The organism is Streptococcus sp. HMSC071D03, from assembly GCF_001812125.1.
Classification (GTDB): domain Bacteria; phylum Bacillota; class Bacilli; order Lactobacillales; family Streptococcaceae; genus Streptococcus; species Streptococcus pseudopneumoniae_N.
The window spans coordinates 1-25902 of the sequence record NZ_KV807802.1 but is presented as its reverse complement, the minus strand read 5'-3'; the positions used below and the strand labels follow the sequence as shown (position 1 = coordinate 25902).

The following is a 25902-nucleotide window of genomic DNA, read 5'->3' as shown; positions in this document are numbered from 1 at the left end:
AAAGGAATAAAACCATGTCAGATATTTCAATCATTTCTGCTATCTTGGTTGTAGTTGTTGCCTTCTTCGCAGGTCTTGAAGGTATCCTCGACCAATTCCAATTTCATCAACCAATCGTCGCATGTACCCTCATCGGTCTTGTAACTGGTAACCTCGAAGCAGGGGTTATGCTTGGTGGATCACTTCAAATGATCGCTCTTGGTTGGGCAAACATCGGAGCTGCCGTAGCTCCTGACGCGGCTCTTGCCTCTGTTGCAGCTGCAATCATCATGATTAAGGGTGGTAACTTTACTACTGAAGGTATCGCAGTCGCAACTGCAACTGCAATCCCTCTTGCCGTAGCTGGACTTTTCTTGACTATGATCGTTCGTACAATCTCAGTTGGTTTGGTTCATACTGCAGATGCTGCTGCTAAAGAAGGAAACATTGCAGCTGTTGAACGCGCTCACTACTTTGCCCTTGCTCTTCAAGGTCTACGTATTGCTATCCCAGCTGCACTCTTGCTTGCAATGCCAACTGAAGCCGTTCAAAGCGTATTGAACCTTATGCCAGAATGGCTTAAAGGTGGTATGGCTGTCGGTGGTGCTATGGTTGTTGCCGTTGGTTACGCTTTGGTTATCAACATGATGGCTACTCGTGAAGTATGGCCATTCTTCGCAATCGGTTTTGCTCTTGCAGCAATCTCTCAATTGACTTTGATTGCCCTTGGTGTCATCGGTGTTGCCCTTGCCTTCATCTACCTCAACCTTTCTAAACAAGGTGGAAACGGTGGTGGAGGAGCTGCAACTTCTAACGATCCAATCGGTGATATCCTAGAAGACTACTAGAAAGGGGAACAATCATGGCTGAAAAAATTCAATTATCAAAATCAGATCGACAAAAAGTTTGGTGGCGTTCACAATTCCTTCAAGGTTCTTGGAACTACGAACGTATGCAAAACTTGGGTTGGGCTTACTCTTTGATCCCAGCTATCAAGAAACTTTACACTAAAAAAGAAGACCAAGCTGCTGCTCTTGAGCGCCATCTTGAGTTCTTCAACACTCACCCATACGTAGCTGCTCCAATCATGGGGGTTACTCTTGCACTTGAAGAAGAACGCGCAAATGGTACTGATATCGATGACGCTGCTATCCAAGGTGTTAAGATCGGTATGATGGGGCCTCTTGCTGGTATCGGTGACCCAGTTTTCTGGTTTACAGTACGTCCGATCCTTGGTGCCCTTGGTGCATCACTTGCTGCAACTGGTAATATCGTTGGACCACTTCTCTTCTTCTTTGGATGGAATGCAATCCGTATGTCTTTCCTATGGTATACACAAGAGTTTGGTTACAAGGCTGGATCTGAAATCACTAAAGACATGTCAGGTGGTATCTTGAAAGACATCACTAAAGGAGCTTCAATCCTTGGTATGTTCATCCTTGCCGTTCTGGTACAACGTTGGGTATCCATCAACTTCACTATCAACCTTCCAGGTAAACAATTGTCAGAAGGTGCCTACATCGTCTTCCCAGAAGGTCCTGTTACAGGTGGAGAATTGAAGGGTATTCTTGGTCAAGCACTTAGCGGATTGAGCTTGGATAGCGTTCAACCTCAAAGCCTTCAAGCTCAGTTGAACTCATTGATTCCAGGATTGATGGGACTTCTCCTTACTTTCCTTTGCATGTGGTTGCTTAAGAAAAAAGTATCTCCAATCACAATCATCCTTGCCCTCTTTGCAGTTGGTATCGCAGCTCGTTTCTTCGGTATTATGTAATCTAGGTGAGAATATACAAACAAAAAAAGAATCAGGTTTATCACCTGATTCTTTTGGCTCTTTGTCAAATAGTGTTGATGAAGAACCTAATGAAAAAAGAATCCAACAAAAATTGGACTACCTGTCTCCGGTTGGATACCGAAGACGGTAGCCCTAGGGTGTTTTTATTAAATTCTCACTTTTTGGGGTCAGTCCCTAAGCCTGATAGTAATTTTTTGTTCATACTATTCCCCTTTAGTCATTTACTACTTTAAGTTGCATTGCTTTAGCTACTTCTTCTGCCTTTGATCCCTTAGGTGTATGGATTTCTACATCTGGGTTACAGTTATCCACAAAATAGAAGTATTCTGTAATTTCTGTTACACTTGCTGGAATTGTAATAGATTTAATTGATGATGTCCCCCAGAATACTAATGTTCCAATACTCTTTGTTCCTTCTGGGAATACAACTGATTCTAATGAACTGTCAGAGTTGAAAACATCATCTTCTACTGTTTCTATTGACTTACCAAAGTGGACATACTTTAACTTATTGTCAATCGTAAACGCACCTTTTCCAATATATCGTACTGTATCTGGTAAAACGATTGCCTCACAATGTTTCAAGTTCGCAAGACCACGTTCTCCAATTGCGATAACAGGTTTACCTTTAATTTCCTTTGGTACACGAACAACCTTATCGTCAGAAGTACAACTATAGATGACATAACCTTCTTCCTATAAATATACGCATGTTAATATATTAATATCTTTAAGGATTTATAACTATAGTTCCTTAATTTTCCCAGTAAAAAAACGAAAGGCACCACAAGTTATTTATGTGTTTTCTTTAAACGATTCATGTACTTCTGTCGCAACTTCTCACCCGCCTTTAATTGCGGTTGCGATAGATTGAGGACCTAAATATGCATCCCCTGTTATTAGTTCATTTCTATTGTATTCTGATGTTGACCGAAAGTCAAATTTTTACCTTTCATCTAGAACACTAAAGTCTACTTTTGTTCAATTGCTGCAACGACAAGGTCACATGGAATAATATGTTCACTACCTGCCACTTCATGCGTTGATCTTCTTCCACTTTCATCTGATTCACCAAGTTCCATTGTAATAACCTTTACACCAGTTACTTTCCCACTCTCATCACGCAATACTTCTTTAATATTCTCTAAGAAATGGAATGTAACACCTTCATTGTGTGCATCTTTGATTTGTAGTGTAGCTTCTAGTATATTGTTCATATGGTCATCATCCTTTTGTTTTAGGTTTCAGCGCTTTTAATATAATGGATGTTGGCCTTTTTGTATACACTAAAATAGGGTTGGTGGAAAATTTCCATCAACCCTAAAAATTATAGAACCGTTCTTTTTATATCTCATTTATTCAGCCAAGGCACCCATTGGATCCCATGGTGCAAGGACGATTGGTTCTGCTTCATAGGCAGCTTGTTCTTCTGCTGTTAGTAATTCTTTACGAACAACGATTTGGTAAGTGTATTCGTCCATCCAGGCATCTGAGGCAACAAAGTAACCATCTGTCCCAACCTTGTCTCCCCAAGAGTTTTCAACTTTCCACTTGATTGATTTACCATTTTCATCCAAATCAACACCTGTCAAGACCATGGCGTGAGTCATCAAGCTTTCGCTGTAGTCCAAACGTCCTGCCTTGTCTTGAGTGAGTTGAATGTCCATGCTTGATTCAAAGTCATAGACATCTGTCGCAAGGATTCCGGCTTTACGGTTGCTGAGCTGGCCAACATCTGAACCAAACCAAACAGTTTCTCCTGTCTGCATTTGGGCAATCGCCAATTCTTTCAAGCGTTCCATCGGTACGTTAATGTAACGAACTGCACGGCTACCAACCACATTTCCCAACATCTCAACTGTATAAGATTTACCGTAAGGTTTATCAGCAGTTGGAGCATTGATCACAGAAACATAGTCTTCTAGTGGAAGGTCAACGTATTTCTTGTAAAATTCTTGTGGAGTGATGCCTTTTTCGCTTTGGTAGTTGTTGTCCTTATCACGATAAGCAAAGTCAAATTTACGTGGTGGAAGACCTAGTGACATAGCAAGGAAGTTAAAGATTTCTTGCAAGAGGTCTTCTTTCTTAGCTTGAACAGTCGCTTGGTCTGCACCAGAAGCGAGCAAGTCACGCAAGATTTGAGCATCTTGACGAAGCAATTTGTTAAGAATTGCATTGAGCTCACGGCTGTTGCTAGATGAAACTGACTCAGGATAAACAGACTTGGGAACGACACCGTATTTCTCAAAGAGGGAAACCACCATATCCCACTGTCCACCGTCTTGTTGAGGGGTTTGAAGTAGGAAGCTAACCTTGCGGCTTGTCAATTCTTGGTCTGCAGTCGCAATGACTTGCTCCAAGAACCAGTTTGATTTTTCATACTTGTCCCAGAAGAAGGTGTGGGCTTGTGACAATTCAAAGTTTTCAAGTTTGTATTGAGAGATGAGTTTGTGACGGAAAGTGTTGAGGGCCGCAAACATCCAGCAACGACCAGAAGCCTTCTGGTTAGTGACCTTGTCCTTTGTCAAATCAAGTGAGAAAACAGGTGTGTTATCTACATGGCTTTGACGACGCTCAAGGGCTGAAAAAATTCCATTGTGGCTGGCAGCATTTTCGATAGCTTGGTATTTGACATTTGCTTCATAATTAGCAAATAATTTATCTGTAAATGATTCTTGAATCGCGTTCATAAAATCCTCCTTTTATTCTACAGTCTATTATAACTCTTTTCACAAAGGAAGCAACCAAAAACTGAAAAAGGTAAGGATATTTTCCTCACCTTTTTCAAAGATTACACAGTTTACCCAACACTTTCGAGCAAACCTTCTAATTCCTCTTTGGTCAAGCGACGCCATTCCCCACGCTTCAGATTTTCATCCAAGGTCAAAGTTCCCATGGTCAGACGTTGCAAGTCCACGACTTCCTTACCGCAGTATGCCACCATACGCTTGACCTGATGAAACTTCCCTTCTGCAATGGTCACACGGATTTGGCTTTGATTCTTTTCTGTATCTATGGTTACAAGCTCCAGTCTAGCAGGTTGGCAGGTAAAGTCTTTCAGCGGAATCCCCTGAGCAAATTTCTCTACATCCTCTTGGGTCATGATTCCCTTGATCTGTGCCAGATAAGTCTTATCCACATGACGTTTAGGAGAAAGAAGAGCATGAGCTAACTTGCCATCATTGGTCAAGAGTAAGAGTCCATGCGTATCAATGTCCAAACGCCCCACTGGGAAAACTTCCTTTGAACGAGCTAAATCATCCAACAAATCCAAAACAGTCTTGTGTTTAGGATCTTCAGTTGCTGAAATAACACCCTGGGGCTTGTTCATCATATAGTAAACAAACTCCTCGTAGTCTAACTTTTGCCCATCAAAACAAATCTCGTCTGTGTCTTCATTGACTTGCAGCTTGGCAGATTTTTCCTTTTTGCCATTGACCGTCACGCGCCCAGCCTTTAGAAAGTTTTTGACCTCTGTCCGACTTCCTACGGCGCAGGCAACCAAATATTTATCTAATCTCATAAAGATATTATACCATGAAAAATCTTAATCTTATACTCTTCGAAAATCAAATTCAAACCACGTCATCGTCCCCTTGCCGTACTCAAGTACATCTTGCGGCTAGCTTCCTAGTTTGCTCTTTGATTTTCATTGAGTATTAGTACAAAAACAAGCCGCCTGATTGGGCGACTTTATTTTATAGGGAGATTATTATGAAAAATTTTTAGGAGTTAAAGTTAAGGTCTTCTTAACTTATGCTTATAGTATAAGCTAGATTCCTAAAAGTTTTCTTAAAATTTTCTCCTCAAACTTAAATTTCTGTAAATCTTCACTGTTAAAGTCAAGCATTGTCTCTTTAAAAAATATAGATCATGAAAATGTTAAGGCCATAAAGAGGAGTAGCATCACAAATAAGGCTAAGCTAACGAGCAAAGTTAGAACTTTAACAAGCGTATTGCTTTGCCAATAGCTGGGCTTTCCGATATTACTAGTTGCATCCATAGAAAAAATTTGAGTTTGTCTTGGTTGAATGGTCACAAGGATGATTAAGGCAATAGCTAAAATAATGGTTAAAATTATCAATAATTCAGTCATTTAACTACCTCAAAAGTCCTATTAAAGTAAACAGCAAACCTATCAAAATAATCAATCCCAACAAGAAAGAGAATGTTTTACTGATTTTTTCACCACGTGTAGATTTTTCTTTTTTGATGGGTTCTTGTTTCATCTCTTCCATACGACCTTCAACATCCTGATAAAATAGATCTTTTTTAGTCATGGCTTTCTCCTAAAATGGTTTCCATCCGCTCCTGATACATGATTGGATCCACATAATTGGCATGGTAACCTTGGTCTCCCAGAGCTCGTCCCATTTCTTTGACATGAGAAAGAGCTAACTCAATGGTGTGAATCATGTCGTCAACTGCTTCCTTAGCGAAAATATGATTTGGGGCAATATAGCGACGATTATGGGCTGTTTCCTCAAAAGCTAGGACCAGTTGGTTGTGTTCAAAAGCCTGACGAACAGCTTGAAGTAGTTCGTTACCATAGTTGATGTCCAAGTAGATATCTGATAACTGGTAAAGCTCCTGAATCTTTTGGGGACTGGCATTTTGATAGAGTACGACATTGGGATAGCGGAGCATATCCAGTAACTTGGATGACATCTCTGTCACTGCTGCTATTCGGAAAGTAACCCTTGGTAAACTTTCCACCAGTTTTTCGACTTGCTCTAGTTGGTCCGAATTGGTTACAATCAAGGCATCAGGACGAACAAAATTATCACGCTTAAAGTTATAATGATAGCCTAGGTGATTAAACTTATGATGGAATTTTTCATCCGTCAATTGCAAAGCACGTTCATAAGTCGCATAATCTGGAATGATAACGGTCTTAGCTCGAAGCTGGTCATTCTCTAAGATCAGTTGCATATTTCCTGGTATATCATTATGTAATGGTTCTTGCCAAACTAGAATATCCTGACCCGATTTGTCTGGGAAATGGAAGGAAGTCAAAAACGATGTAGATAGAGTATTAAAGAGAATGTGGTCAAGATTCACTTTCAAACCTTGTAAGAAGTCTATGATAAAGGCCACTCGACCAGAAAAATGGCGCAATCCTTGACCTTCCAAGGTCAGCAGAATATCACCTGTGACATGGTTTTCCAAAATAACTTCTTTTTGATCTACATTCCGATAAGAAGTCATGATAGCTTGGCCAGAAGCATCAAAGGTCGTCTTAGCAAAGCAAGCTCCAAAACGATTATAGTGATCCACTTGGAAGATGCGACCTGCTGGTGTTTTCCATTCGACTTTTTTCACCAAACGAGCCTGTAAGCCATCTGCAAAATGAATCACTGCTCGTTCTTGATTAAGGTCATTGATGGTTCCAAATTGATTATTCCCAGCAATCTCCCAAAAGTCTGGTACAGGAACTTGGTTAAAGTACAAGGGTTTACCGCTGTCATAACCCAAATAATAGGTGAAAGGTGAGACAACTCCAGCTGGCAAAAATCCATCGGGTTCAATAACCACAGCCAAATCAGACAGGCCTGCTTCAGTCAGACTATAGTGCAAATCTTGGCTTTCTTGATTGTATACATCAAATAACTGAATCATCCACTACCTCCTTGATTGTATTTTCCCATTTGTTCAAAATCTCTTGAGTCAAGAATTTCTCAGCAATCTGGTAAGATTTTTCTCTCATGCCTTCCAAATGATTCTCCAAATACAGTTGGCAGATTTTTTCTGCATAAGCTTTCTTGATTTCATCTTCGACATGGTCAGATGAGCTTGGAATCAAGTAACCATTTTCACCATCTTCGATGAAGGTTTGATTTCCATAAGGAACATCAAAACCAATCAATGGCAGGCCTGATCCAATTGCTTCCATGAGTGTCAACCCAAAGCCTTCACTGGTAGAAGCGGTTAGATAAACTTCATACTGTGAATAGATTTGGGAAAGTTCTGCATGGCCCTTGAGTTTAATATACTCTTCTGCCTGACCTGCAGCGATAATCTCATGAAGACGTCCTTCTTCGCCACCACTACCGTAGATATCAAAGGTTAATTCTGGCAATTCCTTATGAGCTTCAATCACAGCCTTGACAAGCCAATCAATATGTTTTTCCTTGGCTAGACGCGAAGCTGTAATGAGAGAAAATGGTTTACGACTCTTTTGTGGTTTTGTTAATTGGTCAACACTTCCAACTGGAATGGTCACAATCTTAGGAGCGTGCGAGGTATAGTGAGCAAACTGTTGCTCTAGAACTTCCTTTTGACGATCCGTTGAAACGATAAAGAGATCGACCTTATCTGCATTGGTAAACTGGTAGTCATAATAGTTGTTCCAAAGGATATAATCATCATTGGTCGCATTTTCACTATAGTGCTCAGCGTGAACGACAACAGCAAGGTGAGCTGCACGCGCTTCTTCAAAGACCACCTGACCAATCCCTGTTTCACGGTCTAAAATCACTAGATCTGATTTACTTAACCCAAGTGTCTGCATGAAATAACGGATCAAGGCAGGCTTCCCGTATAAGATTCGATCCTTAAAACGGTAGACTTCCTCGGTCCCTTGATTCATGAACATCTCATAAGCTGGAGTCCCATCTTCATTGTAGAAGGTTCTTTGGTAGAGTGTCGCTACATTATCTTTAGGAGCAAAATACTCTGTGCAGTAGCGTGTATATGAGAAGTAATCCTTGCGGATCAATTTACCAGCATACACATACTCCACATGTTGGACAAAATCTTTTTCCTCATCTACCAAATAACAAGTGATAAACTTGTCTTCATCTGAGAAGAAGATTCGTTCAATTCTCCCATTTCTTTCACGACGGCTTTCTACACCTTCAAAGTAAGCCAAAACATCATCTACCGTCACACTGGTCGGTGCAATCTTGATGTCTGTGAAATGAGTGTAGAGCCAGATAACCTGATCATCATCAAAACCGATATTTGCGGTTAGGTGCTGGATATTATCTCCCAAAATCATATCTGTAAAGATAAACTTCGACAGCAGATTCAGGCTGCGGAAAATTCCCGCACGATAAGCCTGGGCATATTCAACACCACTGCTGGCCCAACCAATTCCTAAATTTATATTGTAAATTGTCATATTGTCCCCTTTTTATGGAAAATAAGCCATAATTTCCCCATCAGGTGAAATGTCTACTCGACTCAATAAAAGATTTCGAACCATATCCTTCTTGACTTGCCTTTTCATTTCTTCGAATCCATGATAGGCTTCTTGGTAATACTCGACAATAGGATTCTTTTGAGCAGCTGACTGCCCACCAATCGCTAGACTCAGTTGTTGCAGGTAGTCCACCTGTTCTACCCAGTTATCATCTATGGCCTTTAACAAGGCTAAACGCTGAAAATCTGAAAAGAAGTCATGAGTTTCCAGAAGCGTTCGTTTCTCTTGTAGACTTTTTTGGATGGTTGTCTCTAAAACTCGTCTAATGGCTTCCTTATCTGTCATATCCAACTCGCGAGGAACTGCATGATAAAGAAAACTGATATTTTTAACGATAAAATGATAGAGTTCCTCTCTACTTTCAAATACTTCTTCTGACAAGCTTTTTTTTATGAATTCATCTAGTACATCCACAACAAAACCATCTAGATCCTCGGTACCATCAATCAAACGGTTTCTTTGACTATAAACCATCTCTCTTTGGATATTCATACTCTCAGCATACTCTAAGGTTTGCCTTCTTGATGATCTAGCAGCGCTATCGCTTGCCTTCTGCGCTTTTTCTACTAATTTTCGATAGCGTCTTCCTTCTAAAAGTTCTGGGCTTATCTGTTTATTTACGGTATAGTCCTTATACATCTTATGGACCCAAGAAGGTCCATACTTCTTGATCACATCATCTTCCAGTGAGACAAAAAATTTCGACAAGCCAGGATCTCCCTGTCGACCAGAACGTCCTCTAATCTGTAAGTCAATACGTTTACTATCCATCCGTTCTGTACCAATGACAACTAGACCACCCAGTTCAGCAACTCCTGGACCAAGCTTAATATCAGTCCCACGACCAGCCATAGAAGTCGCAACTGTCACGGCTCCCATACGACCTGACTCTGCAATCATCTGAGCTTCACGCGCTGCATTATGGGCATTTAAAACGTTATGAGCAATTCCTTCACGTAATAATAGAGAGGAGTAGAGTTCCGACATTTCTACTGATCCAACAAAAATCAATAAAGGATTACCTTTTTCATGATAATATTTAATCTCAGCAAGCGATGCATACACTTTCTCAGGTAGGGTAACATAGAGATTGTCTGGATAATCAATTCGCTGATTCGGACGATTTGTAGGAATTCGAATGACTGACATCCCATAAGTTTCTAAAAACTCTTTCTCTGCAACTTTTCCTGTCCCAGTCATCCCAGAGATTTTTTTAAACTTCTTAAATAAGCTTTGGTAGGTAATGGAGGCCATCGCCCGTGTTTCTTCAGACAAGGGAACATGCTCTTTTGCCTCAATAGCTTGGTGTAAACCACCCTGTAATTTGGTCATTTCTAATAAACGACCTGTACTTTGATCTAGCAGCACTAGCTCTTCGTCTTTCTCGCCCTTACGAATAATATAATCTTTATCCCTTTTAAACATGGTATGAGCTCGTAAAGCAAAGGTCAGATGTCTTGCTAGTACTCCATGTTCTTCAGAATAGAGGTTATCAATACCTAAAAAACTCTCCGCAGTTCTGGCACCCTTAGTAGTGAGCCAGACTTCTTTTTTCTCTTCTTTAAAAATATAATCTTGGCCCTCAACTAGAGTTGTCATCAAGGTGTCAATAATTCCATAAAAATTGGATTGAACCCTAGGCGAACCTGAAATGACCAAGGGAGTTTGAGCACTATCCAGCAAGACTGAATCTACCTCATCTACGATAACAAAGTTAAATTCGGGCATGTACTTTTTATCTTCACTAGAGGCTAGATTATCAATCAAGTAGTCAAAACCAAGACCACTATTGGTAGTATAAACAATATCCGCACTATAAATTTCCCGCTTATCTTCAGGCGTTAACTCTTCATCATCGTCTTCAGAAAAGGGAATGTGAATGGTCAAACCTAAAAACTCATAGACTTGTCCCATCTCCTCTGCATCACGCTTGGCAAGATAGTCGTTGGTTGTCACCAGCATAACACCTTGCCCTGATAAAGCATTGAGATAGACTGGCATCGTAGCGGTCAAGGTTTTACCTTCACCAGTATTCATTTCCGAAACATTCCCTTGGTGGATAACAATCCCACCCATGACCTGTACATCATAGGGAAACATCCCTAAGATTCGTTTATCAGCCTCTCTGACAACTGCAAAAGCTTCCACTAAAAGATCGTCTAAGCTTTCTCCAGCAGCAATTCTATCTTTAAATTCTTGAGTTTTACCTGCTAATTCATTATCTGTTAGCGAGGCCATCTCTTCTTTTTTTAGATTGATTTGATGCAAGATTTTGTTCACCTTGCTCAATTGTCTATTCTTGTTCCACATCTTGCTCAGAATCGTCCTCTTCTATTGAAAATGAATGAAAGTCAACTGCTTGAAATCCTGCACTCAACAGCTGTACTCTGTAATGATAGGCTTCTTCTGGATAAGTAAAGGTGAAATCCAAGTCTTTTTCAATCACTTGACCAACCTGCTTATCATAACGATCCATAAAGATGAGCCTAAAGTATAAACCATTTTGAGGTTGCACAGTCATCCGACTAGACAAACGGTAACGATATCCCCTTTTTAAAAGAGGTAAGGTTGGGGTTAAGCGATTTCCTTGAAAGTTAAAACTTGAAGTCCACTCATGAATCATAGTACCAGAATTCACCATAGCATTTTCCAGATAAACATGATCTCTTGAATGATAGAGGACAATAGAACCATACAAAAATGTATTTTGCCTCATATCACCTAAACTGGCTCCCTTAAATTCTCCCCAATATATTTCTTTATTCCGTTTGATCATCATTAAAACTTTCTCCCAAAATCCTGCTCTAAAATCATCTTATAAAAATTCTTGAGCCAAATTATAGTCGTATCATTATCATCGTTATGGCGGCCTGAGGTCCCCTTGACCATAATACGAGCTCCCGTATGATAAAGGGCAGCTACTAAGTCATCATAGGCACGTGGATCATAGTCTTCCTCTTTCATATAAGAGAGGCCAAAGATTGTTTGACTAAAATCTGCCTGTTTAAAAGGGGTCCAAAAACGATCATCTAAGGCTCTCATAGCATCTAAGCTAGCATCTCCCTTAGAATGATGGCGTAAGATATCAAAGGCGGTTGGGAAAAGTCCAGGTGCCTCAAGTCTGCCTCTCTCTGCTATCAAGCCCAAATTTGTCAAGGGTTTTGAAACAATCACAGCTTTAGGTTCAAAGAAAGAGCTGTAATACATAGCACCATAGGTCCCCATGGATATACCCGAAAGGATAAGTTCCTTATTTGAGAATCCTAACAAATCCAGATGTTCTCGAATGACATTTCGAACGCCATTCTCAAGATAGTCATCACCCAAGTAAAAAGCTCCTCCATCAATTCGAGGATCTTGAAAGAGAAGGAAAGGCGCTCCAAAGGATCTTATCATTCCAAAACCCTCAAATCCTTCGGCTCGACGATAACCAGAGAAGTAGATATTCAATGGAGGTTTAAAGTCTCCTGGATAGAAAAAGTAATTGATCTCCTCACGCTTGTCATTATGGATGATGCCTCCACCAAGAACATATTTACCAAACTGGTAGCGCGTTAAACGCTGGTGAAGAGCTCCTATTTTCAAATGTCCTGCTCCTCTAGCTTCTAAAGAAACACTGATAAATGAAGAAAAATCATCATCCAGTACCAAGGCTGACTGCATATCTTCAACTGTGAAAACTCGCTCTTTGACAAAATTAGCAGTAGATCCATCTTGAATATTTCGAACGATCAGGCGAATATCACAAGTCCAATCTTTCTCATATTCGAGCCAGAGTTCAACTGGGTTAAATTCGCTAGCTCGGATATTATACTTCCAGCTGATTAAGGGGCGGAAGTCGTCGCCGTACTTTCCTAGGAGTTCTAGATTTTCATAACCGTTATATCGAACCTTCCCCGTAAAAGCAGGATTGACAATCATATCAATTGAAACTAACTTATCCCCATACTGCCCTCTAAACAGGGCCTTAGATAGGAGTCTCAAAAGTTCTGCTGGATTTGAAAAATCTGTTGCTTGAGCGCAAGTTTTTTTCAAAAAATCTTGAACATCTTTTGATTGAGGCTCAGCTGTATCAGGGTAGAAAATCGTATAAGGAGTGATCTTTCTCATCAACGGAATCAAATCCGATAAGTGCTCAGGATTTTCAACCAAAACAGCTGAAAAAGTTCTTAAGCCTTCCATTTTCATGACCTTCTTTATGGCAGTCGTTGATCTCGGCCAAAAGAAGTGCCACTCCATATTTTCAGGAAGCTCATAGTCATGGCTCCAGTTTCTGCTACCTATCTGCAAAATCTGTAATTTATTGCTCACTTTTTGCCTCCTCTAACCATTTTTCCCACTTATCTACAAATTGATCACCTGTATTTTGTCGAATCTTATCAATTGAGTAAATCAAGGCTTGATTCCAATGTTTCAGGGTATCTAAAAAGTAGTGCCCAGCTTTACTAAACTCTGATAAATCTGATAGAATATAACCATTTTGTAAGTGAGACACATATTCTGACTCTTGTAAGTTGATTTGAGGAATTCCTGCACTAATCCCTGCAATCTGTGTGTAAATATTAGCGACTGGATTCAAATCAACAATTAAACGAGTATATTCTAACTCCCGAATTAAGCCCATCTCATCATTTAGATTGATAATCTTAAAGCGATAATCATCTCTGGTATTTTCCTCTAATGTATTTTCCGCATCAGATACCACAGTATCCTTTAACAGATCCCTTGGGTTAAGACGTTCCATAATCAGCGAATCGAGTTGCTTCTGCAAAGCTTCTATTTGATAACCTTCTGCATTAAATACTGCAAAAACAACCTCGGTCAAGGGATTTTCCGAAACAAAATGCAAAATTTCATACAAGACTTCTGGATCTTGTTGCATCTGTATATCCAATTGGACATAAATTTTTGATTCCTTTAATCGTTGACTAAGTCCCAGCTTCAAGCGCGTATCAAAAGATGGTAAATGGTGCATTTTAGAAGCAAATTGTGGATAAACCTCTTGTAATCGCTCAAGAAAATCTTTCCGATCACTAATCAAAAATCTAGACTGTTCTACTAGCTGACGATGCTCCTGCAAATCATCTGCTTGATTTCTTTCAATAAAGAAACTTATAATTTTTGGAGCTTCTTTTGGTAATTTTTTTAACAATTGATCTTGAAACTTGGTATTAGCTGCCAAAACAAATGAATCTCCAACTTGATAGTCTTGATTTAAAAATGTTGTTAAGAATTCCCAAATGACTTCATCTATACTGTCATAAACTAATTTTCCAAAACGATAGCTTACTGCTGGATTGATCTTTACAATTGGCTCTTCTCCCTGCAAATTTTCCCTCAGTTGCCACTGTCCTTTTGCATTGTAATAATAACGAGTAGCTGGTCTTTGATCCCTATACTCTACAAGACTTGATAAAAAGCCTCGATCATCAAAATAGCAAATAAAATCAACTTGGTCATCCTTAAAATACGTGATGTAGCTGATAAAGCCTTCTGAACCATATTCAATATGAGCATAGAGTTCCCCTTGTTGCTTAACTACAACTACAAACGGAGTATAGATAAAGTCACAGTCTTCATCCCATGTCAAGTCTTTTAACTGTAAGGGATGCATCTCCTCAGCTTCAATATTTTGAATAGCATCAAAAACGGAGAAAACATCCGACTCCAACAAATCTTGTCTGTGTAACAAGTAGCGTAGATGAGGATGATAAGTCAACCATAGCATCTTAGATTCTAATTCTTGACGTTTAAAAATCCGAATTTGGTGTAATATATCATCAAATTCTAGGCGATAAGGAGTCCTATACCAAGGCACAATATTGGCTTGCCAAGATGGATTGTTGCGCTCCAAAAAAGGAATGAAATAATACATAGCTTCTCCTCACAATTATGAATCGATTTCTAAGAGTGGTCGATAATTCTCGTTTAATGTCAAGGCATCGATTTCTTCCTTGATATTAAACACCATTCCATTAAAAATCAAAAATAAGCCTGAAAGCATACTTAGTTGCATATAGCGCGGATCATATAAGACAATCAACATTGGAAATCCTGCCATAAATACGATATAGATAGACCCAATGATTGCAAAACGAAATATCAATTTTCCGAGATAACGACTAGTATCTTCTCCAGGATAGATATTATAAATATATTCTCCAGATTTTTTCATTCTCTCAGCAATTTCTTCACTATTCATATTTACAAATGCAAACGCAATTCCTAATATAAATAAAACAGCAATATAAGTGAAGACCCAAATTGGCTGACCAATTGCAAAGCGGCTAATCCACTCTCCAATCCACGATTCTTTCGGCAAAACCATTTGAAGAAGCAACAAGCTATATTGTGGGATGGATACCAAGGACATGGCATACATAAAGGGCATTCCTCCAGCTGGATTCAGCAAAATATCCAAATAAGAATAACGTTTAAAGCGATTGTGGATCATAATCTTATTTACCAGAATTCGATAACGAGCTCTCTGAACTCTAACTGCAATCGCTAAAAATACCATTGAGAGCATCAAAAGAGCCACAATCAATAAGGGGCCAACTTCTAACTCCTTGATGCTTTTTAAGATGTTTTGTGGCATACTTGACACCATACTTGACATCAAGATAACTAGAGACCCTCCGACACCAAACAAAGAATTCAAATCCGATAACCAGACTAAGAAAAAGGTGCCCGCAATCAAGAGTAGAACATTCATGGTCAATACCAGTCCATAATTAACCCCTGACTGAATAGGGAGATTAAGAGTAATAGCTAATGCTTGGATTAAAGCAATAACAAACGTTAGAATCATTTTCCCACGATCTTGAATTTCAATTGGTAAATTTTGAAAACCTAGTTTCTTAGACATACTAAACATCTGCCATAAAATCATCGCCGACATCCATGGAGATAGTCCAACTGAAAATAAGGAAAGACTCCGAAGGTTGCCACCTGTCATAGCAGTAGAAAATGCTAAGAAAGCAGCAGTTCCACCCAAAAAACTCGTGTCATTAACGTTTACAAAGGGAAGGGTCAATCTACTTCCTAGAACATAAATGAACAAGAAAGAAATCGTCCACAGGACCCGTTTCACGACAACTGATGTCAATTTTATCTTCAATTTTTTCTCCTACTTATTCGATTGATGGGATATTTTGATAAACATAGCTGAATCTATAAATTAATCCTTTGCCAATAATGGCGTTCCCTCATCCTAATGGATGAGGGCAATCCATAACTATTCTATTCTAAACATCCAAAACCTGCATCACTGCATCAATCAATAGTTTTTTTGTAAAGTAGCCTTGTTTCAAGGCATAACTCACTTTATATACATTTTCAACCATTTGTTGATAAGCTTCTACTGTCGTTCCCTCTACAAGACGACTGGCTTCTTCCAAACTATCTACTACATAACCTAAGCCTTTTTCCTTTATGAAACTGGCATTTGAGAGATAGGATGGTACTACTACTGGAATTCCTGCTGCAAGATAAGTGCTAACTTTATGAGAGATATTCAAGCGATAGTAATCTGCCTCTTCAGCTGGATTTTCACTTGTTCCCCACACTAAGCCAAAGCCCCCCTCTGACAAAGCAAAAAGCAACTCTGGATCTGTTTTCCACCCTTTAAAGGAAACACTTGGATTATGATTCTCCTGATTAGACTCGGAAAAAATATCGAGTGGGGTTGAGTAAGCCCAGTTGGATAAGTGTTCAAAACGTTCTACACTACCCGCAAAAGATAGTTTTTTCTGAAAAACAGGCTGTCTCAAAGGATAGTCATGAACATGATCCCACATGCCTTGGATAATAATCTTTTGAACTGTCAATCCTTCCTGAATCAGCCGTTCTTTCATGTTTTCCGAAGGAACAACTACTAGATCTGATTGGTTGTACATCTCAATGTACTCAGGCATCAAGTAATAGTTAGATGGAAACATTAGAGGTGGAACGTCATGGATAAAGGTAATAATTTTCGTGTTTAAAATCTTACATTTCCTGATAAAGGCCTGGTCATACTCCCTACCATTCCATGTAGGAGATTGATAAACAACGATATCCCCATAACCCAGCTTAGCTAAAACGCCATCTAAACGGCTATTCAACTCGCCTTGACTATCACTATAGATATTGTAAAAGTAAAAACCAAGTTCGTGAAAGTCCAATTTTCTTGCAATTTTAACGGTTTCATTCTGGGCGATCAAAGCTGTACTCTGACCAGACATACCGTAAATATTTGTAATATTAATTTTCATTTTGAATCTCTAATTTAGTATTTTTTAAAACAAACCACTCACAGACTTAAAGTTCCTTCAAAAAATCGACCATAGCCTGAGGATTATCATGAGGAAATACTTGATCTACATGATAAGGATTGGCCACATTATCAAACGCTAAAATTGTTTTCTTAGCTTCTTGCACCCATTCTAAAACATCAGGAAATTTAAACTCATGATTGATATCCAGATAAACATCACATTCTTCAATCATTTTCCTGCACATCCACCTCATAACAGTTGGATGCAACTTAATGTTCTCATAACTGGCTAGACTTCTGAGAATTTCTCCCATATCCGTAAAAGTTAAAATATGAAGATCATACTCAGGTAAATGTTTAATGAGATAATGAATTTGTTCTAATTGCTGACTACCTGTAATGATCAATGCTTGATATTTAGCTTTTTTCACGACAAGTTCTTCTTGACTATTTATTTGAGACCACTCTAGTTGATTATATTTCCACCAAACTTCACGTAGGCGACCTACCGAATAAGTATTCCAAGGTTTATCAGCAGACAAATAATGAATAATCGCTGGTAATGGGGTCAAAGGCAATTCAAAAATAAAATATTGTCCCCGACTATCCGCCAACTGATCATATCCAATCTGAAAATTATAGGTATCATCTAATAATACATAATTTTCTCCCATCACTAGATTGAGAACTGTTTGATCAGCTTCAAGTAAGTGTTCATGTTCTCTTTCAGTAATGTTAATGAGTTCCTGCTGGATTCCCTTATCCTTCCAATATGCATTATTGATCAGTAACACTCCTGCATTAAATCTGTCTTCTAAACCATATATGATTTTTGCAGCAGCTAGAGGTTTATTGGTTAAATCAATAGAAAATAGATCTGTCAAATCACGTGTAACTACTAAGTCACAATCTAAATATAAAACAATATCTTCTGACACAAAACTCGGTATAAAATAACGAGCAAAGGTCATAAAGTTTATGTGCTGTCCAACAGGTGGTAGGCTCCAATTTCGCATATTACCTCCAAACAGCTTGATATCAACTATCTCACTATTTCGGTATGCCATTTTTTCCCTGACGGAGACAAACCACTCTTGGGGAATATCCTGATTAAAAATATAAACCTTGACATCACTATTGTGATAGCAAATAGATTTTAAGGTAGTTTCGATTTGACGAATATAACCGTAATCTCCTGCTAACACAAATACTTTTTTATTCATTCACTACTCCTTGACTATAGCTTCACGATGATAGATGCATCATAAGCCGCATCGACAACTAGCTGAATTTCTTGATCAAAATTATGCTCTGCGGTATGCTTGTGTGAGAATTTTACTTTTGAAGTTGCTCCCATCTTAAACCACTCATATTCGGAATCAATATGACCTAAATCAATCGCTTGTATGCCTTTTTTGCTTAAGTGATACGCTAAAACCTTTGCTGTAGGTCCAAGCATCAAGAATACTAGTTTACCATCTGCGTGATTTTCAATCACTTCTTGAATATCCTTAACCTTACTGTAGGCATTTCTAGAAGGGCAGATGATACGCTCAACAGACTGAGCATTGTCAAAAAGGTCATTACCAACTCCTGAACGTGAGTTTTCACCTTCGACGATCAAGATGTCTCGTTTATCCCAAAGTTTCTTTAATTTTTCAAAGTGGGCTACCGAAGCAGACTTATCTTTGAGGTCCATATAAGGGCGAGATATAAAAGTAGAACCATAGAAACTTGCTGTACAAAATCTATGATAGGCTTCTTTATAATGCTCTAAATGCTTTTGCCAAAAGTTGACAGCTTCGGGATTGTAGCGTTCCAATCCTTCAAAAACATCTGAAAGACAAACCAGCAATTCTGGAGAGCTTTCCAGTTGGATCATACTTCTAAGCTGTTCTGCCAATGTCTCATCATAGTCTTGATAAGGAATCCCATGTCCCATCATAATATCCATTTCCCCATCTCCATAACGAATGACAGAAGAATGGTGCTCCAGTATATAATCAAGACTCTGCTGGATATCCAGTACCTTTGGGTAGGATTGCAGCTTTTTTACAGGCAACTCTCCATTTTGACAGTAGGCTTCAATAGCTCGAACCATCTCCTCAGGATGTGCTTGGTCATAAAGAAACTGACCTTGTTCTCCATGGGCTACACTTTCAAATGCAAATACTGGTTTTCCTGCTTGTCGGAAACGGCCAATGATCCCATCAACTTCGGATTCAGCATTGATATCCAGTAAGAAGTCACAGCCTTCAACCAAGCTATCAATCAAAGGTGGTTGTCCTGCAATATCTGATAAGACAGAGACATTTGGGTGGGCCAGTAAAGCTGTAATACTATCCGCCACCATAACGGGAGCTGCTACATAAAACTTGACATCTGGTAAATTTTCAATCAAGTAACCCATATTTCTCAAGTCACTTGAGAAGGTATAGACTAGGGCTGAATGTTGAACCCCTGTGTATTGACTCACCTGATCTTTTGTCAGACAAGGCGTCATCTGACTCATGTCTGACCACTCTTGAGCGTTATAATACCACCAAACATCTCGATAGATGGAGCGTTCATACAATCCCCATGGTTTTCTCTCTGTCAAATAATGAATAATCGGTGGATAAGTCCCAGGTTCTGGTCGATAATCTGAGAAATGTGTGTGCAAGGTAATGCAGTTATATTTAAAGTCCAAAGCCAACCAACGGTCTTTAAATAAGAGATTCAAAATACTTTGATCATCTTGAGCAACCTTATCATGCAACTCATTAGTCATTTCAATCAGTTGTTTGCGAACTTCTTCTTGCTTCCAAAGGCGATTATTGATGAGCAAGACACCTGCGTTGAATCCATGCTCATTAAAATATACTTGAGCCCCCAGATCCTTGACTGCTGCCAAAGGATAGTCTCCTAATTCAACATCAAATAGAGGACTTAAGTCTCTTGTGACAACCAAGTCACAGTCTAGATATAAAACTTTATCTTCCTCAACAAAATCTGAGATAAAATAACGCAAAAATGTTGCATAGTGAATATTGGTCTTGTATTGGCTAATATGAGAACTATTGACACGGGCATTGACGATTTCACAGTCTAACTTCGTCAACTTACGATTGAGATTGAAAAACCATTCTGTCGGAAAATCGCTGTTAATCAGATAAAAACGAAGTCCTCGATTATGACAGCAGATGGATTTGATTGTCGTTAATACCTTATCTGCATATTGATAATTGGCCCCTAGTACAATTGCCTTCATGTCCATTTTATCTTTCTTTAACTCTTTAATTACTTCTATCATTGACTGGGGAGACTGAGACGAAACTACTGTTTTTTTCAATTGATTTTTGTTGGTCATATCAAAAGTCAATACTGGTCTGCCCGCACTGGTATAGCGATTGACGATAAAGCCCATCGGACTCCCTTTATGGATATCCAGATAGGCGTCTGACTTCTCAATCATTTCATCAATCACTGCCCCAACCATGCTAGGATAGAGATGCACATTTGGATATTTGTCCAAAGCCATTAGAATTGGCCCCATATCTGTATAGGCTCCGATATGGAATCCAACATCAGGAAGAGCTTGAGCTAGTTCTTCAATATACAGAAAATCCTGCGAATCTGTGAATGTAAATAGATTGACATTATGAAGGTCATAAACTCTCTTGATGGTAAAACGTCCTGCATAGTGGTCAGCAATCTGTTCATAACTAACATTCCTAAATGCCCACCATAAGTCTCGATAACGATAGCCCATCAAAGTGGACCATGGTTTTCGATAGGTCGTATAATGGATGATCAAAGGTTCTTTATCCAACTCAAAGTGTGAATCCCAATGGCTATAAAAAGCAATGACATCATGACCAACTTGAAGGTTAAAATGCTTATCCAACTCTAGCCAATGATTCTGGAAGACTAAATTGAAAATGGTTTGATCCCCATTGAAACCTTCTGTAGTCGTCTGCTCCAGGTAGGACATATACTCCACTGTCTTATCAAACAACAAGGAGGTAATATCTTTTTCTCTCCACTTTTGACAATCAATGACCAGCATCCCTGAGTTAAATCCATTGCCATCAGCATCCCTAACTGCCGCTACAGAGTAGTCACCCAAATCTAAGTCAAAGAGTGGACTCAAATCTCCATGCACAATAATATCACTATCTAAATAGACTACTCTATCTTCTGTAATCAGTTGTGGAATTAAGTATCGAGCATAAGCTATGGGGGAGATATGCGCTTGGGTTTTCCACTCTGGATCAATCACATCACCGATAAAAATATCCTCTACAAGACTGCCTAACCTTTCCACTTGAATCTTGACTTCATGGAACCAATCGCTAGGGATATTCTGATGTAGAATGTAAATCTTAACCTGTTGATTATAATACAAAATAGACTTTATCATCGTAAGTATTGGGGTAAGATATTGTTTATCCCCAGCAAGTATAATTGCCTTCATATGAATCCTTTTATCTCTATTTTAAAAACTAACTTAATTATTCTAAGTCTTTCAGGTAATTCTGATTATAACGGTTTACATCTTATGACTTATCTCTAATAAATATAACAGTTCTTCAATCCACCTCAATGTATCAGTTGAACTTTCCATTCCTACACTTTCTAATAAAATATATTTTGAATATTTCAAATGTTCGATAAAATTCTCTATATATTTTCCTATATTAAAATTTTTAACAGCAAGAAAAGTAATAAATTTTAACCGTTGTTCTACATCACTACGAATTTTTTCTGGTGTAAAATATCTTGCGGCATTCATATCTGTACGATAATTATAACTATCTCTATTGATATAAACAATTTTTTGAACAATTAAGTATAATTTAAACCAAAATTCCATATCTTCACAAAAACTAGTACTATTATTAAAACGAATACATCCGATACTATCCTTACGAACCAATTTACAACTTGCAAAGCCATAAGACGAATCAAAAACATTTAAATCTATCAATTCATTAATCAATTCATCATTTTTAAAAACGCGCTTTTCGTATCCTCTTTGAAAAGAATGCAGATACCAACAATTCTCTTTAGTATTAAATTGCTTATAAGTAGATACAGATATATCGGCTTTTTCTTGAACAATAATAGAATATAACACTTCTAAATAATCTGGTTCTACCCAATCATCAGAGTCAACAAAAGTAATGTACACCCCCTCCGAACGTTCAATTCCTAAGTTTCGAGCTGATGATACCCCACCATTTTCTTTCTCAAAATAGCGAAAACGAGAATCTTTAGCTACATATTCTCTACAAATCTCTGCCGAATTGTCTGGAGATCCATCATTGATTAATAAACACTCAAAATTTTTATAGGTTTGATTTTGAATGCTATCTAAACACATTCTCAAGTAGTTCTCAACATTATAGATGGGAACTATAACACTAATCAATTCATTTTCCATTCAATTCTTCCCCTAAAAATTTCCGAATAGCTTCTACCATCTTGTCTGGTTCAGCTGATGAAAATACGCGACTTCTTCCACTTGAATCATGACTGGTATTGTCAAAGGTAAAAATCGGTTTATCTCGTTTCTGAACTTCCTCGATAATATTGGCAATCTCACCTTCGTGATTGATATCTAGGTAAAAGTCCATCTTATCCAACGTTTCTTTCATGTTAAAAGGGTTAAAATTTGGAAAAAGTGACAGATTCAGATGTGATTGAAAGTCAACGACAAAGGGAGCAAAGTTTGTATGCGCCAAGATCGTAAAGTGGACTTCTGGAAGTTCAGATAGAAGATATTCCAAGGACTCCATTGCAGCACTATTTGTAAAAATACAAGTATGATATAAGGGAGCTCCCACTAATTCGTTAAAAGAGCGCTTAGTAATATCTGAACTTAATAATACATCGTTCCAGTTCAAGCCATAATAGAACCACCATAATTTACGAAAACGTGTCAGGGTCATATGAGTCCATGGTTTAGATTCTGAGGTATAGTGGATAATCTTTGGTTCGTAATTTCCGTAATAGTCAGATTGGTACCACTCCTTATTCCCACTTAAATGGAGAAATTGATCCAAACCAACCATAAAATTGTACTCTTTATCCAAATGTAGCCACTGATCACCGAAATACATGTTGAGAACACCTTGATCCCCATAGACATGTTCATGGTGTTGAGCTGTCAACTCTAGTAGACTTTGTGTTGAATTTTTTGCTCGCCATTTTTTTGCATCAATCAACATCACACCTGAATTAAAAGTTGTTAACCAACCTTCGTGATTAAAATCTTGAACAGCTGCGATAGCATAGCCTTGTAAATCTAAGGTGAATAAGTCATCTAATTTTGCATTGACAATCGTATCCGAGTCTAGATAGAGAACCCTGTCTTCTTGTACTTCATCTGCTATGAAATATCTAAAGAAAGCAGCATAGGATAGGATTGCATTTGGCAAATGGAAATCACGAAGATTGTGATCTGTTTTTTTGACATTGACAATCTCAGAACCAATAACCTTCAGACGATTCCTCATCAATAAAAACCATTCGCTAGGGAGGTCGTCGTTAAACACATAAAATTTCACTTCATGATTATGAACCGATACTGACTTTATCACGGTTTCTACCTTATCAAGGTAATGAAGGTCAGCTCCAAGAGCTATCGCTTTTTGATACAATTTCATTCCTTTTCTCCACTGTCAATTTTTTCTAGTTGGTGACGAATGGCCACCACCATATTTTCTTTATCTTCTAGGCTAAACACTTGTACTCCTTCAGCAGTTCGATGGACTACTGTGTCAAACGCAAATATCGGCTTCCCGATTGCCAAAGCGCGCTCGACAATATTATCTACCTCACTCCAATTGTTGATATCTAGATAGACATCCGCCAACTCTAAAATGCGATCTGAAACCTCTCTCGATTGGCAATATTCATATAGTTGAAAATTACTAAATCTGGAAAAGCTTCTTAAAAAATCTGAAACATTCGTTGGTGCCGCAACATGAAAATCAACTTCAGGTAAACTAGCTAGCAAATACTCCAAACCTTCCAACTGATCTGAGTAAGTATAAACAAAGGCATGGAATTTGGCAATATTCTTGGGCTTAATCGTTAATGTTTCACTATGAGTGACGATTGAATTACTAGGAATATCCTGGTGGATGAGACAATTAGCACCTATGATGACATTATCACCAATAGTAACTCCTCTAAGAATAACGGTATTGGCACCAATCCAACAATCCCGACCAATACGAACAGGAGCGCCGCTCATTGCAGTTTTAAACACATGATAGTTATTGAATTGATGATTCGAATCAAAAATTCGTACTCCATCCCCAAACATTGTATCATGACCAATGGTGATTTCTTCAGTACAGCGGATTGAACAATGGTCATTAAAAAAGACCCTATTTCCTACTTTCAAATTCGCACCACTTGAAACTTCAATACTTGCAAACGACCGAATTGTGATATCTGCTCCCAAATCAAGACGAGCATCTGGTGACACTTCAACATGATGAAAATCTCCAATTAACTGTACTGCATTTCTAAAATCCATACCTTATTCTCGATTCTTTCATTTTATATCATTTGTTGACCAAAAACATTGTTCTCATTGTTTTAGAGCAATTGATTGTTGATAACCTAATTCTCCTATAATCTTCATGTGATAGCAAATCAAGCATCTCTATATAATACATCCATTTTTAGATGCAAAAATCTACTATATATTATACCATTTTTGCACACTTTCATAAAGTGAGATAAAGCTCATAACCTTATTTTTTCTAGCTCTAGACAATAAATATTGAATTTCAACTGATTTATACTCAATTAAAATCAAAGTGCACTTTTTTGTTAACATGTTACTTAAGAAATATCGTAGCTTGGAGATTAACCAACTAATTAATGAACCTTACTCTATTCTAGGAAAACAATGAAAGAGTTTCTAACAAAACTATGATATATGTATTTTGGAGGTGGAAATTTCTGCTCTTTTTTATAGTGGATTGAACCTAGAATAGTACGCTACAGATTTTAAAACATTATTAGAAATTGATTTGAATTTCCTAATCTCTTTGTTCACAACTTATTTCAATCTACTATATTTTAAACGAGTCTTACGAATCAACAAAACTCCAACCAGCTAATACTCACTTCCTATAGACAAAAACCTCCAAGAATTTTACAATCCTTGGAGGTTTTCTCATAGCTTACCTAGTCTTTTAGCAACTTTATAAAACAAGGCTTACTCTTCATCATCGCGCTTACGACGTTTAGCTACTAATCCTAATCCTGTTAGACCTGCTACAACTCCTAGGAGTAGATTTGTAGCCGATGTTGCTGTTCCAGTATTTGGAAGTTGCTTACGTGTCTTAGTTGTATCAGTTTGAGGAGCTTGACTAGTCGAATGAATCATAGATGCGCTTGTGCTTGCTGACTCTGACGCACTTGTTGATGCCGACTCAGAAGCTGATGTGCTTGCTGATTCAGAAGCGCTTGTGCTTGCTGATTCAGAGGCGCTTGTTGACGCTGACTCTGAGGCACTTGTTGAGGCTGATTCAGAAGCTGATGTACTTGCTGATTCTGACGCGCTTGTGCTTGCTGACTCTGACGCGCTTGTGCTTGCTGATTCTGATGCGCTTGTGCTTGCTGACTCAGAAGCTGATGTACTTGCTGATGTACTTGCGCTCG

General features: G+C 38.4%; 22 protein-coding genes and 1 pseudogene. 3 read left to right on the top strand and 20 right to left on the bottom strand.

Going from position 1 to position 25902, the window contains the following annotated elements; translation table 11 throughout:
- Positions 1–14: 14 nt before the first annotated feature.
- The gene (locus HMPREF2837_RS09000; RefSeq protein WP_049548690.1) at positions 15–827 is read left to right on the top strand and encodes a PTS mannose/fructose/sorbose transporter subunit IIC; all 813 of its coding nucleotides are present in this window, start codon (positions 15–17) and stop codon (positions 825–827) included.
- A 14-nt stretch (positions 828–841) separates the two neighbouring features.
- Positions 842–1753 (top strand): PTS system mannose/fructose/sorbose family transporter subunit IID, encoded by a 912-nt coding sequence (locus HMPREF2837_RS08995; RefSeq protein ID WP_049548689.1) that lies wholly within the window; start codon positions 842–844, stop codon positions 1751–1753.
- Between the two features lie 234 nt (positions 1754–1987).
- Here HMPREF2837_RS08995 and HMPREF2837_RS08990 read toward each other — a convergent pair whose 3' ends face one another.
- The 20 genes from HMPREF2837_RS08990 to HMPREF2837_RS11740 form a co-directional block, all read right to left on the bottom strand.
- The gene (locus tag HMPREF2837_RS08990; protein ID WP_075230488.1) at positions 1988–2383 is read right to left on the bottom strand and encodes a leucine-rich repeat domain-containing protein; all 396 of its coding nucleotides are present in this window, start codon (positions 2381–2383) and stop codon (positions 1988–1990) included.
- 362 nt (positions 2384–2745) lie between these two features.
- On the bottom strand, positions 2746–2991 hold the full coding sequence (locus tag HMPREF2837_RS08985) for a hypothetical protein (protein ID WP_004238875.1): 246 nt from the start codon (positions 2989–2991) through the stop codon (positions 2746–2748).
- 138 nt (positions 2992–3129) lie between these two features.
- Positions 3130–4464 carry an aminopeptidase C gene (pepC, locus tag HMPREF2837_RS08980; RefSeq protein WP_049548687.1) on the bottom strand — a complete coding sequence of 445 codons (1335 nt, stop codon included), beginning with the start codon at positions 4462–4464 and terminating at the stop codon, positions 3130–3132.
- A gap of 110 nt (positions 4465–4574) precedes the next feature.
- The gene (locus HMPREF2837_RS08975; protein ID WP_075230878.1) at positions 4575–5297 is read right to left on the bottom strand and encodes a pseudouridine synthase; all 723 of its coding nucleotides are present in this window, start codon (positions 5295–5297) and stop codon (positions 4575–4577) included.
- A gap of 348 nt (positions 5298–5645) precedes the next feature.
- Positions 5646–5870 (bottom strand): accessory Sec system protein Asp5, encoded by a 225-nt coding sequence (locus tag HMPREF2837_RS08970; RefSeq protein WP_075230877.1) that lies wholly within the window; start codon positions 5868–5870, stop codon positions 5646–5648.
- Positions 5871–5874: 4 nt separating this feature from the next.
- The gene (gene asp4, locus HMPREF2837_RS08965) at positions 5875–6054 is read right to left on the bottom strand and encodes an accessory Sec system protein Asp4 (protein ID WP_075230876.1); all 180 of its coding nucleotides are present in this window, start codon (positions 6052–6054) and stop codon (positions 5875–5877) included.
- Complete coding sequence (gene gtfB / locus HMPREF2837_RS08960) at positions 6047–7393, bottom strand: accessory Sec system glycosylation chaperone GtfB (RefSeq protein WP_075230875.1); 1347 nt, start codon at positions 7391–7393, stop codon at positions 6047–6049. Before gtfB ends, asp4 begins: the two co-directional genes overlap by 8 nt.
- Complete coding sequence (gtfA, locus tag HMPREF2837_RS08955; RefSeq protein ID WP_049548683.1) at positions 7377–8897, bottom strand: accessory Sec system glycosyltransferase GtfA; 1521 nt, start codon at positions 8895–8897, stop codon at positions 7377–7379. Before gtfA ends, gtfB begins: the two co-directional genes overlap by 17 nt.
- A 12-nt stretch (positions 8898–8909) precedes the next feature.
- Positions 8910–11288, bottom strand: a complete 2379-nt coding sequence (gene secA2, locus HMPREF2837_RS08950) for an accessory Sec system translocase SecA2 (RefSeq protein WP_075230874.1) — start codon at positions 11286–11288, stop codon at positions 8910–8912.
- Entirely contained in the window at positions 11272–11757 is a 486-nt protein-coding gene (gene asp3, locus HMPREF2837_RS08945; RefSeq protein ID WP_049548681.1) for an accessory Sec system protein Asp3, read from the bottom strand. Before asp3 ends, secA2 begins: the two co-directional genes overlap by 17 nt.
- The gene (gene asp2 / locus HMPREF2837_RS08940) at positions 11757–13289 is read right to left on the bottom strand and encodes an accessory Sec system protein Asp2 (protein WP_049548680.1); all 1533 of its coding nucleotides are present in this window, start codon (positions 13287–13289) and stop codon (positions 11757–11759) included. Before asp2 ends, asp3 begins: the two co-directional genes overlap by 1 nt.
- Positions 13279–14853 (bottom strand): accessory Sec system protein Asp1, encoded by a 1575-nt coding sequence (gene asp1 / locus HMPREF2837_RS08935; RefSeq protein WP_075230873.1) that lies wholly within the window; start codon positions 14851–14853, stop codon positions 13279–13281. The genes asp2 and asp1 overlap by 11 nt, the downstream gene beginning before the upstream one ends.
- A gap of 15 nt (positions 14854–14868) precedes the next feature.
- A complete protein-coding gene (gene secY2, locus HMPREF2837_RS08930) occupies positions 14869–16098 on the bottom strand; it encodes an accessory Sec system protein translocase subunit SecY2 (protein WP_083306466.1) in 1230 nt (409 codons plus the stop codon).
- A 127-nt stretch (positions 16099–16225) separates the two neighbouring features.
- Positions 16226–17233: a sugar transferase gene (locus tag HMPREF2837_RS08925; RefSeq protein ID WP_075230872.1), complete on the bottom strand. Its 1008-nt coding sequence runs from the start codon at positions 17231–17233 to the stop codon at positions 16226–16228.
- A gap of 46 nt (positions 17234–17279) precedes the next feature.
- Positions 17280–18458, bottom strand: a complete 1179-nt coding sequence (locus tag HMPREF2837_RS08920; protein WP_075230871.1) for a glycosyltransferase family 8 protein — start codon at positions 18456–18458, stop codon at positions 17280–17282.
- Between the two features lie 14 nt (positions 18459–18472).
- Positions 18473–21691, bottom strand: coding sequence for an SP_1767 family glycosyltransferase (locus HMPREF2837_RS08915; RefSeq protein WP_049548677.1), 3219 nt, complete (start codon positions 21689–21691; stop codon positions 18473–18475).
- A gap of 75 nt (positions 21692–21766) precedes the next feature.
- Positions 21767–22660, bottom strand: a complete 894-nt coding sequence (locus HMPREF2837_RS08910; RefSeq protein WP_049539552.1) for a glycosyltransferase family 2 protein — start codon at positions 22658–22660, stop codon at positions 21767–21769.
- Positions 22650–23879, bottom strand: a complete 1230-nt coding sequence (locus HMPREF2837_RS08905) for a glycosyltransferase family 8 protein (RefSeq protein WP_083306468.1) — start codon at positions 23877–23879, stop codon at positions 22650–22652. Before HMPREF2837_RS08905 ends, HMPREF2837_RS08910 begins: the two co-directional genes overlap by 11 nt.
- Positions 23880–23881: 2 nt before the next feature.
- Entirely contained in the window at positions 23882–24766 is an 885-nt protein-coding gene (locus HMPREF2837_RS08900) for an acyltransferase (RefSeq protein ID WP_049539555.1), read from the bottom strand.
- A gap of 690 nt (positions 24767–25456) precedes the next feature.
- The gene (locus HMPREF2837_RS11740; protein ID WP_004249713.1) at positions 25457–25627 is read right to left on the bottom strand and encodes an LPXTG cell wall anchor domain-containing protein; all 171 of its coding nucleotides are present in this window, start codon (positions 25625–25627) and stop codon (positions 25457–25459) included.
- 10 nt (positions 25628–25637) lie between these two features.
- Here HMPREF2837_RS11740 and HMPREF2837_RS11735 point away from each other — a divergent pair.
- Positions 25638–25902, top strand: a pseudogene (locus HMPREF2837_RS11735) (MSCRAMM family adhesin SdrC); the annotation flags it as partial.

Excerpts from the sequence above, each read along its gene's own strand:
- gtfA (WP_049548683.1), bottom strand. The coding sequence starts at position 8,897 with ATGACAATTTACAATATAAATTTAGGAATTGGTTGGGCCAGCAGTGGT.
- HMPREF2837_RS08975 (WP_075230878.1), bottom strand. The coding sequence starts at position 5,297 with ATGAGATTAGATAAATATTTGGTTGCCTGCGCCGTAGGAAGTCGGACA.
- HMPREF2837_RS08925 (WP_075230872.1), bottom strand. The coding sequence starts at position 17,233 with ATGAAAATTAATATTACAAATATTTACGGTATGTCTGGTCAGAGTACA.
- gtfB (WP_075230875.1), bottom strand. The coding sequence starts at position 7,393 with ATGATTCAGTTATTTGATGTATACAATCAAGAAAGCCAAGATTTGCAC.
- asp1 (WP_075230873.1), bottom strand. The coding sequence starts at position 14,853 with ATGTATTATTTCATTCCTTTTTTGGAGCGCAACAATCCATCTTGGCAA.
- HMPREF2837_RS08910 (WP_049539552.1), bottom strand. The coding sequence starts at position 22,660 with ATGGAAAATGAATTGATTAGTGTTATAGTTCCCATCTATAATGTTGAG.
- HMPREF2837_RS08970 (WP_075230877.1), bottom strand. The coding sequence starts at position 5,870 with ATGACTGAATTATTGATAATTTTAACCATTATTTTAGCTATTGCCTTA.
- HMPREF2837_RS08920 (WP_075230871.1), bottom strand. The coding sequence starts at position 18,458 with ATGAATAAAAAAGTATTTGTGTTAGCAGGAGATTACGGTTATATTCGT.
- asp4 (WP_075230876.1), bottom strand. The coding sequence starts at position 6,054 with ATGACTAAAAAAGATCTATTTTATCAGGATGTTGAAGGTCGTATGGAA.
- asp3 (WP_049548681.1), bottom strand. The coding sequence starts at position 11,757 with ATGATGATCAAACGGAATAAAGAAATATATTGGGGAGAATTTAAGGGA.
- pepC (WP_049548687.1), bottom strand. The coding sequence starts at position 4,464 with ATGAACGCGATTCAAGAATCATTTACAGATAAATTATTTGCTAATTAT.
- HMPREF2837_RS08915 (WP_049548677.1), bottom strand. The coding sequence starts at position 21,691 with ATGAAGGCAATTATACTTGCTGGGGATAAACAATATCTTACCCCAATA.
- HMPREF2837_RS11740 (WP_004249713.1), bottom strand. The coding sequence starts at position 25,627 with ATGATTCATTCGACTAGTCAAGCTCCTCAAACTGATACAACTAAGACA.
- HMPREF2837_RS09000 (WP_049548690.1), top strand. The coding sequence starts at position 15 with ATGTCAGATATTTCAATCATTTCTGCTATCTTGGTTGTAGTTGTTGCC.
- HMPREF2837_RS08985 (WP_004238875.1), bottom strand. The coding sequence starts at position 2,991 with ATGAACAATATACTAGAAGCTACACTACAAATCAAAGATGCACACAAT.
- HMPREF2837_RS08900 (WP_049539555.1), bottom strand. The coding sequence starts at position 24,766 with ATGGATTTTAGAAATGCAGTACAGTTAATTGGAGATTTTCATCATGTT.
- secA2 (WP_075230874.1), bottom strand. The coding sequence starts at position 11,288 with ATGTGGAACAAGAATAGACAATTGAGCAAGGTGAACAAAATCTTGCAT.
- HMPREF2837_RS08995 (WP_049548689.1), top strand. The coding sequence starts at position 842 with ATGGCTGAAAAAATTCAATTATCAAAATCAGATCGACAAAAAGTTTGG.